This is a genomic window from Mycobacterium sp. ITM-2016-00317, from assembly GCF_002968295.1.
Classification (GTDB): Bacteria; Actinomycetota; Actinomycetes; order Mycobacteriales; family Mycobacteriaceae; genus Mycobacterium.
The window spans coordinates 5,782,154-5,802,711 of the sequence record NZ_CP134399.1 but is presented as its reverse complement, the minus strand read 5'-3'; the positions used below and the strand labels follow the sequence as shown (position 1 = coordinate 5,802,711).

The following is a 20,558-nucleotide window of genomic DNA, read 5'->3' as shown; positions in this document are numbered from 1 at the left end:
AAGAACACTGTGACCGCCACCCTGGACGTTCCCGAGCAGAACCCGGACCTGGTTCTGGACCAGAGTGCCGACGACTACTGGAACCACTACCAGCTGACGTTCGCGCTCTACAGCGTCAGCGACCGCGCCATTCCGTCGGCCTACGACGGACTCAAGCCGGGCCAGCGACGCCTGCTGTATCAGATGCACGAGTCGAAACTGTTGCCCGGCAACAAACCTCAGAAGTCGTCGAAGATCTGCTCGGCCGTCACCGGCAACCTGCACCCGCACGGCGGCGCGTCGATGTACGGGGCCGCGGCGTTGATGGCCGCCGAGTTCCAGCGCGTGAAGGTCATCGACGGGCAGGGCGCCTTCCCCCGTATCCAGGGCGACATTCCGGCGGCCGACCGCTACACCGAGATGCGGCTGTCCGCTCCCGGTGCCGCGCTGACCGCGGAGCTCGACGACCACGCCGTGCCCATGGTGCCGACGTTCGACGGCGAGTGGACCGAGCCGACGATGCTGCCGGCCCAGTGGCCGGTGCTGCTGTGCAACGGCGCCGTGGGCATCGCCGAGGGCTGGGCCACCAAGGTGCCCGCGCACAATCCCCGCGAGGTCATGGCGGCGTGCCGGGCGCTGCTGAAGACGCCGAACATGACCGACGACAGGCTGGTGAAGCTCATTCCCGGGCCCGACTGGGGGTGTGGGGCCACCGTGGTCGGCACCGCCGGGCTGCGCGAGTACATCACCACCGGCCGGGGCGCGTTCACGGTGCGCGGCACGGTATCGGTCGACGGGAAGAACTGCGTCATCACCGAGCTGCCGCCCGGTGTCGCGAGCAACACCGTGCAGGACCGGATCCGGGCGCTGGTCGAGTCCGGCGAACTGGCCGGGGTGGCGGACATGTCGGATCTGACCGACCGCCGCAACGGGCTGCGGATCGTCGTCACCGCCAAACGCGGGCACAGCGCCGAGACCATCCGCGAACAGCTGCTGGCCCTGACACCGCTGGAGTCGACGTTCGCCGCCAGCGTGGTCGCCCTCGACGAGAACCGGATTCCGCGGTGGTGGTCGGTCCGCGAGTTGATCGCGGCATTCCTGTCCCTGCGCGATTCCGTGGTGCTGCACCGCAGCGAGTACCGCCTGGAGAAGGTCACCGCACGCCGCCACCTGGTGGCCGGCCTGCTCACGATCCACCTCGACATCGACGCCGCGGTCGCGGTGATCCGCGGTTCGGACACCGTCGACGACGCCCGCCACGGGCTGCAGAAGCGCTTCGGGATCGACGAAGAGCAGGCGAACTACGTGCTGGCACTGCAGCTTCGCCGGCTGACCAAGCTCGACGTGATCGAGCTGCAGGCCGAGGCCGACAAGCTGGACGCCGAGTTCGCGGCACTGACCGAGCTGGTGACCAACCCCGATGCGCGCCGGAAGGTGATCGACGCGGAGCTGGTGGAGACCGCGAAACTGTTCAAGGGACCCGAGTTCGACCGGCGCACCGTGCTGGACTTCGACGCCACCCCCGTGGCGGCGGGCGGCGACGAGGACGGGCCCCGCGAACGCAAGGTCAACGCCGCCTGGCGGCTCGACGACCGCGGCGTGTTCTCCGACAGCCACGGCGACCTGTTGAGTTCTGGTCTGGGCTGGGCGGTGTGGACCGACGGGCGGGTGAAGTTCACCACCGGCAACGGACTGCCGTACAAGATCCGCGACATCCCGGTGGCCCCGGACATCACCGGTCTGCTGCGTTCCGGTGTGCTGCCCGAGGGTCACCACCTGGCGCTGGTGACCCGGCGGGGCAAGATCCTGCGGCTGGACCCCGCCGCGGTGAACCCGCAGGGCGCGGCCGGCAACGGGGTGGCCGGGGTGAAGCTCGCCGCCGAGGGCGATGAAGTGGTTGCCGCGCTGCCGGTTTCGTGCGCCAACGGCGAGGCGATCCTGTCGCTGTCGGAGAAGAGCTGGAAGGTCACCGACGTCGCCGACATCCCGGTCAAGGGTCGCGGCGGGGCCGGTGTCGGGTTCCATCCGTTCGTCAAGGGTGAGGACGCGCTGCTGGCCGCGACGATCTCGGTGACGGGATACGTGCGCGGCAAGAGGGCGGTGCGCGCCGAGAACCGGGCGAAGGCGTCGGTCAAGGGATCCGGTGTGGATGTGACTCCGGCGCTGTAGTCCTCAGCCACCGCACCACGAGCGTTGCCGGCCACATTTCAGCTCAGGTGTGTTTCAAGTAACGCCAACTGGTGTATCCCACCCCGAGGTCGATCTTGACCTGCGTTCCGACTCATCGTCGACGCTCGTAGGGGGAAACGTGGCCGAACGTGGTGCCGAACCGCCGGTGCCCCGCGGGCGGAGGCTGTTCCTGCGCGCCGTCCGGCACCTGTTCAGTCCGCTGCGTCCCGACGACTACCTCGAGATGATCAACCCGCTGTGGACAACCAAGGAGATGCGCGGCAAGGTCGAGCGCATCGAGCCGCAGGGCTCCGAGGCGGTGAGCGTCTTGATCCGGCCCGGATATGACTGGCCGGGCCACAAGCCAGGGCAGTACGTGCGCCTCGGCCTCGTCATCGATGGCCGCTACCACTGGCGCGCGTACTCGATCACCTCCGATCCGCAGCCGGAGGACGGGCTGATCAGCGTTACCCCCAAAAAGGTCGCGTCGGGCGTGGTGTCGCCGTACCTGGTGCACGAGGTCAAACCCGGCGAACTGGTGCGGCTGAGCGAGATCGAAGGCGTGTTCACGCTGCCCGAACCACTGCCCGAGAAGATGCTGTTCATCAGCGCCGGCAGCGGCATCACCCCGATCATCAGCATGCTCCGCAGCCTCGACCACCGAAACAAGATGGACGACGTCGTCGTGATCCACTCGGCCCGTACCCGGGACCAGGTGATGTTCCTGGCGGATTTGGAGGATCTCGACCGCCGCCACGACGGGCTGCGGCTGGATCTGCGGCTCACCTCCGATCGCGGCCGGATGTCGGCGAACGACCTCGACGAGGTGTGCCCGGACTGGCGCGAGCGCGAGGCGTTCTGTTCCGGTCCCAGCGATCTGCTCGACGCGATGATCGAGCACTGGGAGGACAACGGTGATTCCGACCTACTGCACTTCGAGCGGTTTCAGCCGAAGATCGGGGGCAACGCGGGCGCCGGTGAGGGTGGCGAGATCGCCTTCCTGGACAGCGAAAAGACCGTTGAATGCGACGGCGGCACACCGATTCTGGAAGCCGGCGAGAAGGCTGGGCTGAACCTGGCCTATGGCTGCCGGATCGGGATATGCCACACCTGCGTCGGAACGCTGAAGTCCGGGCGAGTGCGCGACCTGCGATCCGGGGAAGTGACCGAACCGACGGGGCAGGACGTACGGATCTGCATCCACGCCGCCGAAGGCAACGTGGAACTCGCACTGTGAACACACGAGGAACCCAATGACCACTTACATCGAAAGCCCCCTCCAGCGCCTGAGCGAACAGGAATTGGAGAAACTCGCCAAAGAGTTCGACGCGATCCACGACGAGGTCTTCGCCGAACTCGGCGACCGTGACCGCAACTACATCAAGGCGGTGATCTCGGCGCAGCGCCAGATCGTCGTCGTCGGACGGGTCCTGCTGCTGGGCTCGCGGTCACGCACGGCGTGGGTGCTCGGCACTGCCTGCCTCGGGATGGCCAAGATCCTGGAGAACATGGAACTCGGTCACAACATCCTTCACGGCCAATGGGATTGGATGAACGATCCCGACATCCATTCCTCGGTGTGGGACTGGGATACCGCCTCGACCGCGCAGTCCTGGAAGCACTCGCACAACTACATCCACCACACCTATACGAACATTCTCGGCAAGGACCGCGATCTCGGTTACGAGATCATGCGCATCGATCCCCGTCAGCCCTGGCATCCGGTGTGGTTGGCGCAGCCGTTGTTCAACTTCCTGCTGACGGTGCTGTTCGAGTGGGGGGTGGCGGTACACGACATCGACTTCAGGGCCGCCCAAAGAGGCGAGAAGCCCTGGTCTGAGGTCCGCCAAGAGTCCAAGGGCATCAGCGGCAAGGCGCGCGCACAGATCCTGAAGGACTACATCGGCTGGCCTGCGGTCAGCGCGGGCGCCTTCGCGTTGACCAAGCTGGCACTGGGGAACCGGCTCGAGCAACCGGCGCATTCACGCATCGGGCGCCGACTCCGCAAGGTCGCGGGCACGGGCCGCGCCGCCAGGGTGGCGGACACTTTCGACAGCGTGCTGCCCGGCGTCGAGAGCACGTTCCTGCGCACCTTGGCCGCCGACGCACTGGCCAATCTCATCCGCAACGTATGGGCGCACGCGATCATCTTCTGCGGGCACTTCCCGGACCAGACGTACACGTTCAAGGAAGAGGAGGTGGAGAACGAAACCCGTGGCGGCTGGTACGTCCGGCAGCTGATCGGCGCAGCCAACATCGAGGGCAGTCCCCTGTTCCACATCATCAGCGGCAACCTCGGCTACCAGGTCGAACACCACCTGTATCCGGATATGCCCAGCAGCCGGTACTCCGAGATCGCGCCAAAGGTCAAAGACATCTGCGAACGCTACGAATTGCCGTACAACTCCGGCCCGTTCGGCAAGCAGTGGTTCACGGTGCACCGCACCATCTTTCGTCTCGCCTTTCCCGGCGGTCAGCCTCGGGCCAAGCCTGGGCCCTACCGCAGCCCCGATAGTCGGGCACAGCCGGGCGGTTCCAGCGAGGCGATGCGATTCCGCGAGCGGGTGCCCGCCGAGCATCCCGAACGCCGGCCCCGAGCACGAATCAGGTGGTGTGGCAGTCCAGCCGCCACCGCGCGAGAAGGACTGACGCCGCGGTCGGCGACTAGTGCGTCGGCGTGCCGTGCGCGGGAATCGGACGCGACGCGGTGAACAACGACAGCACCACGGCGACCGCGCCGATCATCGCCGCAGCGACGAACGCCGCGTGGACGCCCGGCATGTCGGGTGCCCCGCCCGACGCCGATGCCTTGGTCATCACCGTCACGAACAGCGCGGTACCGGCGGCACCCGCGACCTGCTGCAGCGTCGTCATGATGGCGCTGCCGTGGGCGTACAGGCGGTCCGGCAGTGCGCTGAGCGCGTCGGTCATCAACGGGGTGAACATCATCGACAGGCCCACCATCATGATGGTCTGCACGACAACGAGTGCCCAGACGGGCGTGGCGGCCGACACCAGCGCGAACCCGCACAGCGCCAGGAAGACCATGACCGAGCCGGGGATGACGAGCCGCCGGGCGCCGTGCCGGTCATACACCCGCCCGACCAGCGGCCCCGCCAGGCCCATCAGCAGTCCGCCGGGCAGACTGGTCAGGCCGGCGACCAGTGCGCTCTGGCCGAGCACGTCCTGAACGTAGAGCGGCACCATGATGATCGCACCGAACAGACCCATGAAGCCGATGACCACCAGGGCCACCGACACCGAGAACCGCCGATGGGTGAACGGCCGCAGATCCAGGAACGCGCGGTCGTCGCGCTGCAGCTGCACCTGCCGTGCGCCGAAGAGCACCAGTGCCACCACCCCGGCCGACAGCGGCACCCACGCCGGTACGGCCTGGTCACCCTGACCGGACGCGCCCAGTTCCGAGAGCCCGAAGACCAAGCCCGCGAACGCGATCGCCGAGAGCGGTACCGAGGCGCGGTCGATCGGGGTGGGTTGCTCCCGGTCGTCGGTGACGTGCAGCCACCGCAGACCGGCCACCAGCCCGAGCAGCGCGATGGGCAGCACGATCCAGAACATCCACCGCCAGTTCAGCGAGCCGAGGATGAATCCGGACAGCGTGGGTCCGACCGCGGGCGCGACGGCGATGACGATCGAGATCGTGCCCATCGTCTGCCCCCGGCGTTCGGCGGGGATCAGCTTCATGACCGTCGTCATCAGCAGCGGCACCATGACGGCGGTCCCGCACGCCTGCACGATCCGTCCCGCCAGCAGTACGGCGAAACCCGGTGCCAGCGCCGAGACGAGTGTGCCGACGCAGAACAGCGACATCGCCGACACGAAGATCACCCGGACCGGGAAGCGCTGCATCAGCGAGCCGGACATCGGGATCACCACGGCCATGGTGAGCAGGAAGCCGCTCGTCAGCCACTGCGCGGTGCGGGCCGAGATCTCCAGATCGACGATCAGCACGGGCAGCGCGACACTCATGATCGTCTCGTTGAGGATCATGACGAACGCGGAGAACACCAGCAGCGCGATGATGACGCCGGCGCTCGGTGGGGTTCGCCGCGGCGTCGCGGACGTGCCGTCTGGTCGCGTCGTCGGCCCGGTACTCATGCACACTCCCTGTTTCACCACACTTACTTAGTGCGGCTACCCAGAGTAGGCGTGACGGCACGGGTCGGGAAATCCGATTACGGCCGACGAGATCCGCGCACCGCAGCCGTTACAACGGCCGGAACGAGTCGTGTGCTGCCCGCGCGGCGTGCTTGACCATGATGTGGCGCGCCACCGTGTATTCGGCCACCGCGGCCTGGCTCATGTCCTTGCCGAAGCCGCTGGCCTTCACCCCGCCGTGTGGAGCTTCCGACGCAATGGGGAGATGGTCGTTGACCCAGGTGACGCCCGCCTCGATCGAGTGCGCGACGCGGAGCGCGCGGGCCACGTCCACCGTCCACACCGACGACGCCAGGCCGTACCGGCAGTCGTTGGCCAGCCGGACGGCGTCGGCCTCATCGCGGAACGGCAGTGCGACCAGGACCGGACCGAACACCTCGTCCTGGACGATCTCGGCGCTCTGTTCGGCGCCGGTGATCAGCGTCGGCGGATAGTAGGCGCCATCGCCGTCCGGGACCGCCCCTCCGCAGCGGACCGTCGCGCCGGCCGCGACGGCCCGTTCGACGAAGCCGTGTACCCGAGCGCGGTGTTCGACGCTGACCAGCGGGCCGATGTCGGTGTCGCCGTTGCGCGGATCACCGACCCGGATGCGCGTGAACGCCGCGGTGAGTCGCTCGACGAAGTCCTCGAACACCGACTCGTGGGCGTAGACCCGGGTGGCGGCCGTGCAGTCCTGCCCGGAGTTGTAGGTGGCCCCCATCGCGATGCCGTGCGCCGCGTCGTCGAGGTGGGCGTCCTCGAACACCAGACACGGTGCCTTTCCGCCCAGTTCGAGGTGTACCCGCGCGCCGCGCAGCGCGGCGGACGACATCACCTGCCGCCCGGCCCGCGTCGAACCGGTGATCGACACCAGCTGGACCCGCTCGTCGGCCACCAGCGCCTGTCCGACCTCCTGGTCACCGGTCACCACCTCCAGCACCCCGGCCGGGACACCGGCTTCGACGGCGAGTTCGGCCAGGTACAGCGTGCTCGACGGCGTGGTGGGCGCCGGTTTGACGACGATGGTGTTGCCCGCCGCCAGCGCCGGACCGATCTTCCACAGGCCCATGATCATCGGGAAGTTCCACGGCGCGATGCCGACGACCGGTCCCACCGGGCGCCGCACGATCATCGAGGTGTACCCCTGGCTGAGCAGGCCGGCCCGGTCTCCTCCAGTGAACGTCCCGCGCCGGCGAAGAACCGCAGGTTGTCGGTGCCGAACGGAAGTTCGCCGTCCCGGAAGACCGCCTCCGGCTTACCGGTTTCGGCCACCTCCAGCGCGGTGATCTCCGCGGCGTGGGCGTCGATGAGGTCGGCCCACCGCAGCAGCACTCTGGCCCGTTCGCCGGCGGTGCGCCGCGACCAGTCGCCGAACGCCTCGGCCGCCGCCGAAACGGCCTGTGCCGCTTCGGAGACCGAGGCCTCGGAGACGGTCGTGGTCGTCCGGCCGTTCGACGGGTCCACCAGGATCCGCTGTGCACCCGAGCCCGCGACACGGCGGCCCCGGTGGAATCGTCCTGCGGTCATGTCCTCGCTCCTCAGCTGTTGAAGCCCACACCGAATTGGTCGAATGTGCGCAGAAGCATTCCCCTGCGGCCGGTTTCGTCTTCCCGGGCCAGGGCTGCCCGGGTCAGTTCGACGGCGGGCCAGCGCAACGGTTCGGGCGGGAACGGCACCGCGGTGCCGGTGATCGCCTTGAGCCGCGTGCGTTCGGTGGCCCGTCCGGCCAGCAGATCGAGGGCGACGCGGGCGCCGAACCGTGTCGAGGCCACCCCGAGGCCGGTGAATCCGACGGCATAGGCCAACCGGCCGTTGAACGCGGTGCCGAAGACCGGTGTGAACCGGGTGGTGGTGTCGATCACGCCACCCCAGCGGTGGGTGAACGGCACCTCCGCCAGTTGGGGGAAGGTCTCGCGAAAATGCCTGGCCAGCAGCCGATGAGACGCGTCGCGCAACTCCAGCTCCGGTCTGATGGCATTGCCGTAGTGGTAGACGGCGTCGTAGCCGCCCCAGACGATCCGGTCGTCGCGGGTTCGCCGGAAGTAGTGGAACTGGTTGCCGGCATCGGTGAGGCCCTGGTTCTGCTGCCAGCCGACCGAGTCCAGCTGCCCGGCGGTCAGCGGTGCCGTGGCGAGCACGTAGTCGTAGACGGGCAGTACCCATGCGCGCAGGCGCCGAAGCAGCGGCGGGTAAGCGTTGGAGGCGAGCAGCACCTGCGAGGTCTCGACCGTGCCGTGCGGGCTGCGCACCGTCAAGGTGGACCCGGTCCGGGCGATGCCGGTGGCTGCAGACTTCTCGAAGATGGTGGCGCCCAGGTCTTCTGCAACCCGGCGCAGGCCGAGCGTCAACGCCATCGGATCGACCAGTCCGCCGCGCATCGTCCGCAGCCCGCCGAGGAACGACGACGAGTGGATGTCGGCGCGCACCTCGTCGCGGTCGAGGAACCGCACCTCCTCACCGCGCCGGGAGTACGTCGCGACGGCGTCGCGCAGTGCCGCGTAGTCGTGGGCGGTCCTGGCCAGCGTGGTCTTGCCCACCAGGCGCAGATCGGCGTCGATGCCGTGGGTGTCCAGGAAGCCGGCGATCTCCTCGACGTTCTGCCGGCCCAGGCGCTGCAGTTCGTCGAGTTCGTCCGGCCACATCGCCTCGCCGTGGGCGATGCCGTGGGTGAGGGATTCCGAGACGAACCCACCGTTGCGTCCCGATGCGCCCGCGCCGACCCAGTCCTGTTCCAGGATGACGACCCGGCGCGCGGGGTCCTGGGTGAGCGCCTCGACGGCCGCCCACAGGCCGGTGTAGCCGCCGCCGACGATGACCAGGTCGGCGTGCCGGCGTCCGCTCAGCGGTTCGGTCCGCGGACCGGTCTGGACCCCGTCCCACCACACCGGCCGGGGTTCGGCGTCACGGAGGTCGTCGGCGCTCGTCATGGCCGCCATACTTGCATACTCATTCAGGAGGGGCCATTGGTAAACAGCCAGCTAGTCGAGTATCTGCACGTTAAAACTGAGTAACACTTCAAATTTGACTTCCGCCGGGGGAGGATCTCTGGCACAGTGAGCCGCGACATACTTCTGGGAGGTGCCGGTGACCGTCAGCCGCACGGAACGTCGCGCAAGACTGCTGCACGCGGCGCAGCGCGCCGTGATGAAGCACGGCGCGGGTGTGCAGCTCAACCAGGTGGCGGCCGAGGCGGGACTGACCTCCGGTGCGGTCCTCTATCACTTCCCCGACGTGCAGACGCTGCTGGTCGAGGCCAACCGCGCCGGCATGGAGCGCTTCTACGACGAGCGCCTGCGCGCCATCGAAGGTATCGCCGAACCCGACCGCCGGCTGGTGGTCACCATCGAGTCCGGGCTGCCCGTCGATTCCGACGATCCGGCGGTGAAACTGCTGTGTGAGCTCGGCGGAGCCGCCGGTCGGTACCCCACCTACGCCGTGCTGCTGACCGCGCTGTTCGACCGGCAGGTGGCGATGTACCAGGTGATTCTGGAATCCGGTGCCGCGCAGGGCGTCTTCACGCTGTCCTCGCCGTCGCTGACCATCGCCCGCAACATCGTGGCGCTCGAAGACGCCTACGGATACCGCATGGTGGCGCGTCATCCCAGCCTCGACGCCGACGCCTCGACCGAACAGATCCTCGACTACGCACGGGTGGCCACCGGCCATTCCCTGCCCCGCAGTGAACAGGGCGAAAGGACACCACGTTGACCGAGTCACCGAAGCCACTGACCATCATGTTCTGGCCGGAATCCGCCTACGGACCCACCAACCAGTGCATCGGAGTCGCCGCCAAACTGCGCGAGAGGGGCCACCGGATCGTCTTCGCCGCCGAATCGTCGTGGGCCGGAAAGATCGAACGGTACGGATTCATCGAGGAACTGGTGGATCTGGCCGAGCCGTCCGCCGACGACGCGGACGCGGACGCCGGCCAGTTCTGGACCGACTTCATCACCGAGACCGCTCCCGAGTTCGCCAAGCCGACGATCGAGCAGCTCGAGACGTTCATCCGCCCGACGTTCCAGGCGCTCATCGACGGCGCCAAATACTGCGAACCGCGCCTGCGCGAGATCATCGCCAAGCATCAACCCGATGTGCTGGTCGAGGACAACGTGGTGCTGTTCCCGGCGATGGCCACCGCAGGCAAGCCGTTCGTCCGCTTCATCTCGTGCAGCCCGCTGGAAGTCCCCGGACCTGATGTCCCGCCGCCGTTTTCGGGCCTGCCCAGTGATGACCGCTCGCAGTGGGGCGCCTACACCGCGGAGTTCGACCGAGTGCTGCGGCCGATGTGGGAGGACTTCGACGCGTGGGTCCGTGCGCAGGGGGCGGCGCCGTTGCCCGAGCTGGAATTCATGCCGCGCGACAATGCCGCCACCATCTACCTCTACCCGGCCGCAGCGGATTACACCGACCGGCGGCCGCTCGACGAATCGTGGACCCGGGTGGAATCCAGCATCCGGGAGACCGACGACGAGTACGAACTTCCCGCTGCCGTGGCCGATCGTCCCGAGGGCAGTGCGCTGGTCTACCTGTCGCTCGGCTCGCTGGGCGCCGCGGACGTGACGCTGATGCAGCGGCTGATCGACGTGCTCGGGCGCACCCCGCATCGCTTCATCGTCAGCAAGGGTCCGCAGGCCGACAAGATCGAGTTGGCCGACAACATGGTGGGCGCCCAGATGCTGCCGCAGACCCGGATCATGCCGCTGGTCGACGCGGTGATCTCCCACGGCGGCAACAACACCACCACCGAGGCGCTGCACTTCGGTAAACCGCTGATCGTGCTGCCGCTGTTCTGGGACCAGTACGAGAACGCCCAGCGCATCGACGAACTGGATCTCGGTGTGCGCCTGGACACCTATCACTTCGGCGACGACGAACTGATCTCCGCGCTGGAGCGCATCCTGACCGACGAGCGGCTCCGGGACCGGGTCGCCCAGATCGGCAAGGAGATCCGCGAGCGCGACGGCCTGCTCGTGGCCGCCGACACCATCGAACGCGTCGCCCACACCCACCGCAGCGCCGCCGACTGATCCGTGCCGTTCGAACCGACCGACCTGTCCCCGGCCGATCTCCTGCTTCTCGGAGACCGGCACGCGTTGGTGATCGTGGACGCGGACGGAACGCTGTCGGCGGTGCCCGCCGTGGCCGACGGGGACCGGTGGCGCCGGGCAGGCGCCGGGGACGGCGCCGCCGAAGCCCTGCTGCGACTCCTCGCCCGCAGGCCCGGCCGGTCGTCTGACGGCCGGTTCCAGATGCTCTCCTGGACAACAGTTTCGGCACCACGCGGTGAGCGGCCCGTCACCGTCGACCAGACCAACGAGTCGGTGATCGTCGGTGACGCCGCGGTGGTGAAATGGGCGACCCACCTCGAGTCGGGCCCGCATCCGGCGCCGGGCAGGCTGGCCTGCCTGACCGCGGCGGGGTTCACCGCGATGCCCACGCCGTGGGGGGTGGTCACCTGGACGCCGGACGACGGGGCGGAGACGCTGGTCGCCACCGTCACCGAATACCTGCCCGGTGCCGTCGACGGCTGGACCTGGGCGGTGGAACTTTTCAAAGCCGCGGCCCGCAGCGGTGATCACGCCGCCGTGGTGCACACCTGCACCGCGCTCGGCGACGTGGTCGCCGACCTGCACTCGTCGCTGGCCGCCACGGTGACGACCTCGACGCGCGCCGACGCAGAACGATGGCGCGACAACGCTTTCACCACCCTGGCGGCCGCGCGTTCACTCGCCGGCGCGGGTAATGCGCAGCTGTTGGCCGAGCACGCGGACACCGTCGCCGCGAGCCTCGCGCGGTTGGCCGATCTGGTGGACGTCCCGATCCTGGACGCGCACGGCGACCTGCACGTCGGGCAGGTGCTGCGAACCGGCGAGGTCATGGTCGTCACCGATTTCGACGGCAACCCCGTGCTCCCGCCGGCCGAGCGGGTGCTGCCGGTACCGGCCGCGGTGGACCTGGCCGGGATTCTGCAATCGCTGTCCCATGTCGCGATCGTCGCGGCCGAACGCAGCGAGCTCGCACCGCAGAGCCTCGCACCCGTCGACGCCGCCGCCCGTGCTGCGCTGCGCGACGCGTATCTGCGCAGGTTGTCCGAAACCGGGCATGCCGACCTGCATCTCGACCACGCCCTCACCGCGTTCCGGCTGCAGCAGGTGCTCCGCGAGATCGTCTATGCCGCCCGCCACCTACCGCGGTGGATGTATGTCCCCGACGCGGCGCTGCCCGCCCTACTGCAAGAGATGAGCCGATGAATCCCGATGCGTTCGCCGCCGACCTCGCCCGCAAGCCGGAGATGCTGTCGAAGCTGGCCGATACTCTGGCACAACACAATCCGTGGTCGCAGGTGGTGCCGCCGGAGGTGTCCCGTGTGGTGTTCATCGGCATGGGCTCGTCGGCCTACGCCGCCGGGGTGGCCGCTGCGCGGCTGCGGAGCCGCGGCATCAGCGCGGTCTCGGAGATCGCGTCCTTGGAACTGCTCCCCGTGTGGGGGCCGGACACGTTGGTGGTGGCCACCTCGGCCACCGGCGGATCGGTCGAGACGCTCGACGCGCTGGACCGCATCGATCCCGCCGCGCACCGTGTGGCGCTGACCAACACCGCTGGGTCGCCCATCACGACACGGTGCGAGGCCACCGTCGAATTGTGGGCCGGGCCCGAGGCGGGCGGGGTGGCCTGTCGCAGCTACCAGCACACCCTGGCCCTGCTGTTGGCTCTCGAATGTCACCTGACCGGCACACCCCGACGTGATCTGGTCGGTGCGATCGCGGCCGCGGCCCGCGCCAGTGATCACCTGCTGGACACCGAGAACGATTGGCTCCCCGCGGTTTCCGGACACCTGCTGGGGCCCGTCGAGACGCACCTGTGCGCGCCTGCGCAGCGGTTCTCTTCGGCCCAGCAGGGCGCGTTGATGCTGCGGGAGGGCCCGCGCCGGTCGGCCATCGGCTGCGAGACCGGCGACTGGAGTCACGTCGACGTCTACCGCACCAAGAACACCGATCTGCGGATGCTGGTCTTCGCCGGATCGAAGTGGGAGACCCAGATGGCGGAGTGGACCGGCCCGCGTGGCACCCGCATCGTCGGTGTCGGAGGGGACGTCCCCACCGCCACCAGCACGCTGCGCTATCCCGGCGACGACGTCGACGACGTCCGCCTGCTCACCGAGACCCTGGTGCCCGAATTGGTGGCTGCGCGGGACTGGCAGGCCGCGGCCATGTGACGCGCCGGCGTGCCGCCATCCAGCCGCTATACACATGTACAGCGGCTGGGCTATGCTGCGGACGGCCGCCTGGGAGGAGTCGACGATGACCGACCTGTACTACGACCCGTGGGACGTCGAGATCGACCTCGACCCGTATCCGACCTACCGGCGTCTGCGCGACGAATCCCCGGTGTATGTCAACGAACAACACAACTTCTGGGGGATCAGCCGCTACGCCGACGTGGACGCGGCCCTGAAGGACACCGCCCGACTGAGCTCGGCCAAGGGCGACATCCTCGAGGTGGTGCTGACCGATCCGGTGATGCCGCCGGGCATCTTCATCAACGAGGATCCGCCGCTGCACACCATCCACCGGGCGATCGTGTCGCGGGCGTTCACCCCGAAGAAGATGCGGGCGATCGAGGACAAGATACGGGCGTTCTGTGTGGCCTGCCTCGACCCGATCGTCGGGACCGACCGCTTCGACTTCGTCACCGATCTCGGCGCGGAACTGCCGATGAAGACCATCGGGATGCTGGCCGGGATCCCGGACTCGGAGCAGCCCACGGTGCGCGCTCATGCGAACAAGTCGTTGCGCAACGAGGCGGGCAAGCCGATGACCATCGACAAGGACCGCTATTTCACCGGCGAGATGTTCGGTGAGTACGTCGCCTGGCGGGAGAAGAACCCGTCCGACGACCTCATCACCGAGCTGCTCGCGGTGGAGTTCGACGACGAGACCGGCACCACTCGCAAGCTCACCAAACAGGAGCTGATCGTGTTCCTGGCCGTCGTCGCGGGCGCCGGGGTGGAAACCACCGGGCGGCTGTTCGGGTGGATGGGCAAGGTGCTGGCCGAACACCCGGATCAGCGCGGCGAACTCGCAGAGAACCCGACCCTGATCCCCGGAGCGATCGAGGAACTGCTGCGCTTCGAGCCGCCGGGTCCGCACGTCGCCCGCTACGTCGCCACCGACGACGTGAGGTTCCAGGACCAGGTGATCCCTTCGGGCAGTGCGCTGCTGGTGATGCTCGCGTCGGCCAACCGCGACGAACGGCACTTCGACAGACCCGACGAGTTCGACATCCGCCGCCGGCCGGGCGGCCATCTGACCTTCGGCCGCGGCGCGCACTTCTGCGTCGGGGCGCCGCTGGCCCGGCTGGAAGGCCGCATCGCGCTCGAAGAGGTGCTGAAGCGCTTCCCGAAGTGGGAGATCGACATCGACAATGCGCGCCGCTCGCGCACGTCGACGGTGCGCGGCTGGGACACGATGCCTGCCATCATCGGCTGAGACGCAACGCAACTGGGCCTGGGCGCTCAGATCGGCGCGACGCGGTCCTTCCACGGCATCGCCTGCTCCAGTTGGGCCGCTACCTGGAGCAGCAGCGCCTCACCGGCCAGGGGGGCGACGAACTGGACACCCAGTGGCAGGCCATCGGCCGTCCAGTGCACAGGCAGCGAGATCGCCGGGCGGCCAGTGAGATTCGCCAGCTGGGTGTAGGGGACCCAGCCGAGGTTCTTGTCGACGATGTCGTCGACGAGGTTGGTGAACCGCAACAGCTGGGCGGTGCGCGTCTTGAGCAGTACGTCCGAGGCCTTCTGCAACGCCGGCGGCAGGTCGAACTCGCCGATCGCCGGCGGGGGCGTGGCCAGCGTCGGGGTCAGCAACAGGTCGTAGGACTCGAAGTACGTCGTCAGCCGACGGGTGTGGTCGTGCCGGCGCTGCACGGCGTCGACGTAGTCCACGCTGCTGGTGGCGCGGCCGATCGCGGCCAGGATCCGGGTGTCGCGTTCGAACGCCTCGTCTCCCGCGCCGGTGAGCCGCTTGGCGTCGTCGAGTTCCCATGCGGTGTAGACGAACCACGTGAGCAGGAAGTCACGGGCCAGCGCGGCGTCGTCGAACGGGGCGGTCGCCAGTTCCTCGACGTGGTGGCCCAAATCGGTCAGCGTCTGCACTGTCGCCTCGACCGCGGCGAACGCCTCCCGGTGCGGTGTCGGGTTGATCGCAGTCGGGACCCGGACCCCGATGCGCAGCGGGCCGGGTTCCTGCTCGAGGCAGGAAGCGAAGGGGGCGTTGGGCATTGCGGGACTGAACGGTCCCCACGGCTCGCCGCCGCTGATCGCGTCCAGCATCGCGGCAGTGTCTCGGACCGTGCGTGAGACGACCCCCTGCACCGCCGACCCGTGCATCGACTCACCGGTCTCGGGGCCCATCGGAGTCAGCCCGCGGCCGGGCTTCAACCCCACGAGCCCACAACACGCCGCCGGGATGCGGATCGAGCCGCCGCCGTCGTTCGCGCCGGCGCAGGGCACCACGCCCGCGGCGACAGCGGCCGCAGAACCTCCCGAGGAGCCGCCCGGAGTCCGGCTCAGATCCCAGGGATTTCGCGCGGGACCCCAGGCGACCGGCTCGGTGATTCCTTTGGCGCCGAACTCGGGCGTGTTGGTCTTGCCGAAGATCACCAGGCCGGCCTCGATCCAGCGCCGCACGATCGTCGCGTGTTCGGTGGCCGGGGTCGACATCAGTGCGCGTGACCCGCGCGAGGTGGGCAGGCCCGCGTAGTCCTGCGCCAGGTCCTTGATCAGGAACGGGACGCCGGTGAAGGGGCCGTCGGCGGCGTCGGCGGGCGCGGCGGGAACATCGCGCACGATCGCGTTGATCCTCGGGTTCACCTCCGCGGCCCGTGCACGTGCCAGGTCCAGCAGTTCGTCGGCTGTGACCTGCTTGTCGGCCACCAGCTGGGCAAGTCCGGTCGCATCCTGTGCGCGGTATTCCTCGGCATTCACGGGCTCGACCGTAGCCCGTCGGCCGTCACTCCCGGCCCGTCCCAGGCAGCATTTACCCCGGCGCAAATTAGCGTGACGCGCGCCACAGCCGTGATGACCTGAGAATTTGCCGGACCAGAAAGCGCCGCAGCAAATCCAGCTAACAACGGACCCTAACTGAGGTTAGCCAACCCTATTGCTTCTTAGGTAATCCTCAGCTAACGTTCGAGCGCGCCCATGGGGGGCGATGACCTGTACCAAAGGAGTATCCGTGCAACAAGCACTTTCGGTCGCGTATGGCGCCGCACCTCAGCCGGTGCTGGCGAAGAAGCCTTCGCGAGTGAACAAGTTTCTGGTGAGCGGCGCCGCCGTGGTGGCCGCAAGTGCCATTGCCGTGAACCCCGTCTCGCCGACCACCTCGGCGCCGGATGTCCGGCAGGCCGCCGTCGCGCTGGCCGCCTCGACCAACCCCGTCCTGGAGAACCCGCTGCTCGTCTGGCAGAACAACATCACCAGCACGTTCAGCCAGATCGGCGCCATCGGCTCGTCGCTGTGGAACACCCCGTTCCCGATCCTCAACCAGATCGGCGAGAACCAGGCCGACCACCTCAAGACGATCTGGGGCATGACGGCCGAGCAGGCGGGCACCCGCCGCGGTACCGGCCTCGTCGGCGCGGCCGAGGGCGTGCAGCGCTCGTTGACCAACCTGCCGGTGCGGCTGCAGGCCGCGTTCGAGTTCCTCGGCGACGGACATTTCACTGAGGCCCTGGTCGAGCTGAACACCTGGGTGCTGGTCGCCATGGAGAACCTGGCGTTCCCGCTGACGTCGATCCTGACCATCCCCAAGGCGATGTTCGACGCGGTCGGGCGGGTCTACGACTCGCTGATCACCCGCGGCAACATCATCACGATCTCCAAGGGGCTGATGTCCCCGCCGATCACCGCGTTCTTCGCGGCGATGAACGTCGCCGACACCGTGTTCGCGGCGGTGAAGGAAGGCAACCTCAAGGATGCGTTCACCGCGCTGGTCAACGCACCGGGTCTGATCACGGGCGCGTTCCTCAACGGCTACAAGCCGTACTTCGGCCACGACGAGAACGGTGACCCGATCTACAGCCCGGAGAACTTCCCGGGTCTGTTCTCCGAAGGCGGCACCCTCGACGCGCTGTTCGTCAAGCTCCCGCAGACCATTGCCGAGGCACTCAAGAAGCCCGAGCCGGTGCCCGCGCCCGCCCCCGCGCCGACCCCGAACCCGACTCCGGCTTCGTTCATCATCGACGTGTCGACCGGCTCCGAGACCGAGACCGCCACCGAGGAGGACGCCGGTACGGAGGACGCCGCCGGTGACGTCGTGGTCGAGGACGCTGTCACGGATGTGGTGGCGGAGGAAGAGGTGCCCGCCGTCGAGGTGACGCCCGAGACCGAAGAAGGCACCGAGGTCACCGACGAGGTCACCGACGAGGACGGTACCGAGGACGAGGACGGGACCGAGGACGCGGCCGAGGAGACCACCGAGGCCGAGGAGTCCACCGACGGCGCCGACCCGAGCGAGGGCGAGACCGCTGCTCCCGCCACCGATTCGGACACCGATTCAGGTTCGGACACCGATACCGACGCCTGACCGGTGACCGCCTGACAAGTCGACATCGTGATCGGACCGGCCCCCTGCACCATGCAGGGGGCCGGTTCCGTCGGCGGTCGGTGCTACGCCCACTTCCTGATCGCCCACTTCTCGAACAAACTCAGCAGCGAATCGGTGAGCTTGCCGAGCAGGGCCAGCGAGATGATGGCCAGGAAGATCCGGTCGATCCGCCCGTTCTGCCCGGAGTCGAGCAGAAGGAACCCGAGGCCCATCGAGCTGGCAATCAGCTCCGCGGCGACCAGGAAGAGCCAGGACTGGGCCAGGGCCAGGCGCAGCGCGGAGACCGTCGACGGCACGACCGCCGGAAGCTGCACGGTGACGAACAGGCGCAGACCGTGTAATCCGAAGGCGCGGCCGGCCTCCAGTAGATACCTGTCCACGTGACGTAACGCGGCACCGACGACCGTGTAGACGGGGAAGAACGCGCCGATGGCGATCAGGATGACCTTGGATTCCTCACCGATGCCGAACCACAGGATCAGCAGCGGCACCCAGGCCAGGGACGGGACGGCGCGGATACCGCCGAACGTCGGTGCGAGTAGCACACTGACCACCTTCGACAGTCCGACGACCGCGCCGACGGCCAGACCGGCCGCCGCCCCGATCGCGAAACCCGTCAGCACACGCTGGGTCGAGATGGCGATGTAGTGTGCGTACAGGCCGCGCTCGGTCAGGTCGACGGCGGCCAGCCATACCATCGCCGGTGACGGCAGTATCGAGACGGCCACCAGTCCGCTGGCCGAAACCCATTGCCACACAACGAGTAGCAGCGCCGGGAGCAGGGCGCCGGCGACGAAGCGCACCCCGCGGCGCTCCGTCAGGCCCGTGCCCGGTGTCGTGCCCGCCTTGTCGATCGTCTCGGTCACGACCGGAAGCGGGCGGCGTCGGCCTGTTTGACGAAAGAGTCGTTGACGATCGTCTGCAGCGCATCGTCGACCTGCTGTCGGCTCTGTACGTCGCCGAGGTCGACGAAGATCGGGCCGATCTTCTCCAGCACCGCCAGCTGTGCGTCGCCGGGAACCTGATTCACGTCGAGGTTCGACCGCTCGTTGATCACCTTCTGCGCGACGGGCAGCTCGATGCCCGCGGCGTCGGCGAGGATCTGCGCTGTCTCGTCAGGGTTCTCGGCCGCCCACACCGCGGCGGCGGCGTAGGCGTCCACGACGAGCTGGGCGAGCTCGGGCTTCTCATTCAGGAAGTCCTCGCGCGCGTTGAGGAAGCCGTAGCTGTTGAGGTCGACGTCGCGGTAGAACAGCGTGGCGCCGTTCTGTTCGGCGCCGGCCATGATCGGGTCCAGTCCGGCCCACGCGTCGACCGATCCGTTCTGCAGCGCGGCCCAGCCGTCGGCGTGCTGCAGATTCTGCACCGTGACGTCGGCGGCGGACAGTCCGTTCGCTTCCAGCGCCTGCAGCAGGAAGAAGTACGGGTCGGTGCCCTTGGTGGCGGCTACGCTCTTGCCGCTCAGCTGCGCGACGTCGGTGATGTCACTCCCGGCGGGCGCGACGAGTGCGGCCCACTCCGGCTGCGAGTAGATCGCGATGACCTGGATGGGGGAGCCGTTCGAACGCGCGAGCAGCGCCGCCGATCCCGCTGTCGAACCGACGTCGATGGCACCGGCACGCAGGGCCTCGTTGGCCTTGTTCGAGCCGGCCGACTGCACCCAGTTGACCTCGACCCCTTGGGCTTCCAGCCACCGCTGGTCCTTGATGATCAGGCTCAACGGGTTGTAGGTGGCGAAGTCGATGTCGAGCACCTGGCCGTCGACAGTGCCGGTTCCGTCGGCGGTTTCGCTGCTGCTCGCATTCTCCCCGGAGACGCATGCGCTCAGGATCAGCGCGACGGCGGCGAGCAACGCGACGAGCGCCGCCCTGGGTGCTGGGGTTCTCATACTCGGGTGTCCTGTTCGGTGCGTCGGGCGCGGTGGTGGCGATCCACCCCGAGGCCGTCGAGCAGACGGCCGCGGAGTTCGGCGAGCTCAGCCGAGCCGCGGTCTCGCGGCCGACGTCCAGGCACGGTGACGGTCTGACGGATGGAGGCCCCGGCCGTGCCGTCCTCGACGCCCAGCAGGATGACGCGGTCAGCCAGCTGCAGTGCCTCGTCCACGTCGTGGGTGACCAGCAGCACCGTCGCAGGAGCGGCCGCGAGGACCTCGAGCAGCAGGTCCTGCATCTTCAGGCGGGTGAGAGCGTCGAGTGCGCCGAACGGCTCGTCGAGCAACAGCACGCGAGGACTGCGGGCCAGTGCGCGGGCCAGCGACGCGCGTTGTGCCATGCCGCCGGACACTTCACGGGGCCGGTGGTCGGCGAACTCGGTCAGGCCGACGAGGTCGAGCAGGCGCGCGACGGTGGCGCGAGCGGCGGCGGCCGGCGTGTGCCGGGGCAGGCCGAGCGCGACGTTCTGGGCGATCGTGCGCCACGGCAGCAGGCGTGGTTCCTGGAACGCGACGGCGCAGCGCGGATCGTAAGGGCCGACCGGAATTCCGTCGATGTGCACGGTGCCGGCAGTGGCGGTGTCGAGTCCGGCGACGACGCGTAGCAGGGTGGATTTGCCGCAGCCGCTGGCGCCCAGGATCGCGACGATCTCGCACGGGTCGACGTCGAGGTCGAGGTCACGCAGCACCGGTCGTGACACGCCCCTGGCCGTAAA

16 protein-coding genes and 1 pseudogene are annotated in these 20,558 nt (G+C 68.4%); 9 read left to right on the top strand and 8 right to left on the bottom strand.

What is annotated here, in order from left to right; genetic code table 11:
* Window positions 1-9: 9 nt before the first annotated feature.
* The 3 genes and pseudogenes from C6A87_RS27850 to C6A87_RS27840 all read left to right on the top strand — a co-directional run bounded on the left by C6A87_RS27850 (window position 10) and on the right by C6A87_RS27840 (window position 4,797).
* Window positions 10-2,148 carry a DNA gyrase subunit A gene (locus C6A87_RS27850; RefSeq protein WP_311115182.1) on the top strand — a complete coding sequence of 713 codons (2,139 nt, stop codon included), beginning with the start codon at window positions 10-12 and terminating at the stop codon, window positions 2,146-2,148.
* Window positions 2,149-2,287: 139 nt separating this feature from the next.
* Window positions 2,288-3,385, top strand: a complete 1,098-nt coding sequence (locus tag C6A87_RS27845) for a ferredoxin reductase (RefSeq protein WP_311115181.1) — start codon at window positions 2,288-2,290, stop codon at window positions 3,383-3,385.
* Between the two features lie 16 nt (window positions 3,386-3,401).
* Window positions 3,402-4,797: pseudogene (locus tag C6A87_RS27840) on the top strand (fatty acid desaturase family protein).
* A 15-nt stretch (window positions 4,798-4,812) separates the two neighbouring features.
* Here the strand turns inward: C6A87_RS27840 and C6A87_RS27835 are convergent.
* The 4 genes from C6A87_RS27835 to C6A87_RS27820 all read right to left on the bottom strand — a co-directional run bounded on the left by C6A87_RS27835 (window position 4,813) and on the right by C6A87_RS27820 (window position 9,242).
* A complete protein-coding gene (locus C6A87_RS27835; RefSeq protein WP_311115180.1) occupies window positions 4,813-6,267 on the bottom strand; it encodes a DHA2 family efflux MFS transporter permease subunit in 1,455 nt (484 codons plus the stop codon).
* Window positions 6,268-6,376: 109 nt separating this feature from the next.
* Entirely contained in the window at window positions 6,377-7,438 is a 1,062-nt protein-coding gene (locus C6A87_RS27830) for an aldehyde dehydrogenase family protein (RefSeq protein ID WP_311115179.1), read from the bottom strand.
* Window positions 7,435-7,833, bottom strand: a complete 399-nt coding sequence (locus tag C6A87_RS27825; protein ID WP_311115178.1) for an aldehyde dehydrogenase family protein — start codon at window positions 7,831-7,833, stop codon at window positions 7,435-7,437. Before C6A87_RS27825 ends, C6A87_RS27830 begins: the two co-directional genes overlap by 4 nt.
* Window positions 7,834-7,844: 11 nt before the next feature.
* Window positions 7,845-9,242, bottom strand: coding sequence for an FAD-dependent oxidoreductase (locus C6A87_RS27820; protein ID WP_311115177.1), 1,398 nt, complete (start codon window positions 9,240-9,242; stop codon window positions 7,845-7,847).
* 148 nt (window positions 9,243-9,390) lie between these two features.
* Between C6A87_RS27820 and C6A87_RS27815 the strand changes: the two genes are divergently transcribed.
* The 5 genes from C6A87_RS27815 (at window position 9,391) to C6A87_RS27795 (ending at window position 14,795) form a co-directional block, all read left to right on the top strand.
* Window positions 9,391-10,014, top strand: a complete 624-nt coding sequence (locus C6A87_RS27815; RefSeq protein WP_311115176.1) for a TetR/AcrR family transcriptional regulator — start codon at window positions 9,391-9,393, stop codon at window positions 10,012-10,014.
* A complete protein-coding gene (locus tag C6A87_RS27810; protein ID WP_311115175.1) occupies window positions 10,011-11,333 on the top strand; it encodes a nucleotide disphospho-sugar-binding domain-containing protein in 1,323 nt (440 codons plus the stop codon). The genes C6A87_RS27815 and C6A87_RS27810 overlap by 4 nt, the downstream gene beginning before the upstream one ends.
* Before the next feature lie 3 nt (window positions 11,334-11,336).
* Window positions 11,337-12,557, top strand: a complete 1,221-nt coding sequence (locus C6A87_RS27805) for a glucosamine kinase (protein ID WP_311115174.1) — start codon at window positions 11,337-11,339, stop codon at window positions 12,555-12,557.
* Complete coding sequence (locus C6A87_RS27800) at window positions 12,554-13,522, top strand: SIS domain-containing protein (RefSeq protein WP_311115173.1); 969 nt, start codon at window positions 12,554-12,556, stop codon at window positions 13,520-13,522. Before C6A87_RS27805 ends, C6A87_RS27800 begins: the two co-directional genes overlap by 4 nt.
* An 85-nt stretch (window positions 13,523-13,607) precedes the next feature.
* Window positions 13,608-14,795, top strand: a complete 1,188-nt coding sequence (locus tag C6A87_RS27795) for a cytochrome P450 (protein WP_311118110.1) — start codon at window positions 13,608-13,610, stop codon at window positions 14,793-14,795.
* A 26-nt stretch (window positions 14,796-14,821) separates the two neighbouring features.
* Here C6A87_RS27795 and C6A87_RS27790 read toward each other — a convergent pair whose 3' ends face one another.
* Window positions 14,822-16,291, bottom strand: coding sequence for an amidase (locus tag C6A87_RS27790; RefSeq protein WP_311115172.1), 1,470 nt, complete (start codon window positions 16,289-16,291; stop codon window positions 14,822-14,824).
* A gap of 250 nt (window positions 16,292-16,541) precedes the next feature.
* Between C6A87_RS27790 and C6A87_RS27785 the strand changes: the two genes are divergently transcribed.
* The gene (locus C6A87_RS27785; RefSeq protein ID WP_311115171.1) at window positions 16,542-17,891 is read left to right on the top strand and encodes a hypothetical protein; all 1,350 of its coding nucleotides are present in this window, start codon (window positions 16,542-16,544) and stop codon (window positions 17,889-17,891) included.
* Window positions 17,892-17,974: 83 nt separating this feature from the next.
* On the opposite strand, the gene C6A87_RS27780 is transcribed toward C6A87_RS27785, so the two are convergent.
* From C6A87_RS27780 to C6A87_RS27770, 3 genes are read right to left on the bottom strand one after another with little or no spacing between them, the layout of a single operon-like run.
* Window positions 17,975-18,778 (bottom strand): ABC transporter permease, encoded by an 804-nt coding sequence (locus tag C6A87_RS27780; RefSeq protein WP_311115170.1) that lies wholly within the window; start codon window positions 18,776-18,778, stop codon window positions 17,975-17,977.
* Complete coding sequence (locus C6A87_RS27775; protein ID WP_311115169.1) at window positions 18,775-19,800, bottom strand: aliphatic sulfonate ABC transporter substrate-binding protein; 1,026 nt, start codon at window positions 19,798-19,800, stop codon at window positions 18,775-18,777. The genes C6A87_RS27780 and C6A87_RS27775 overlap by 4 nt, the downstream gene beginning before the upstream one ends.
* The gene (locus C6A87_RS27770) at window positions 19,797-20,531 is read right to left on the bottom strand and encodes an ABC transporter ATP-binding protein (RefSeq protein ID WP_311118109.1); all 735 of its coding nucleotides are present in this window, start codon (window positions 20,529-20,531) and stop codon (window positions 19,797-19,799) included. The genes C6A87_RS27775 and C6A87_RS27770 overlap by 4 nt, the downstream gene beginning before the upstream one ends.
* Window positions 20,532-20,558: the final 27 nt, after the last annotated feature.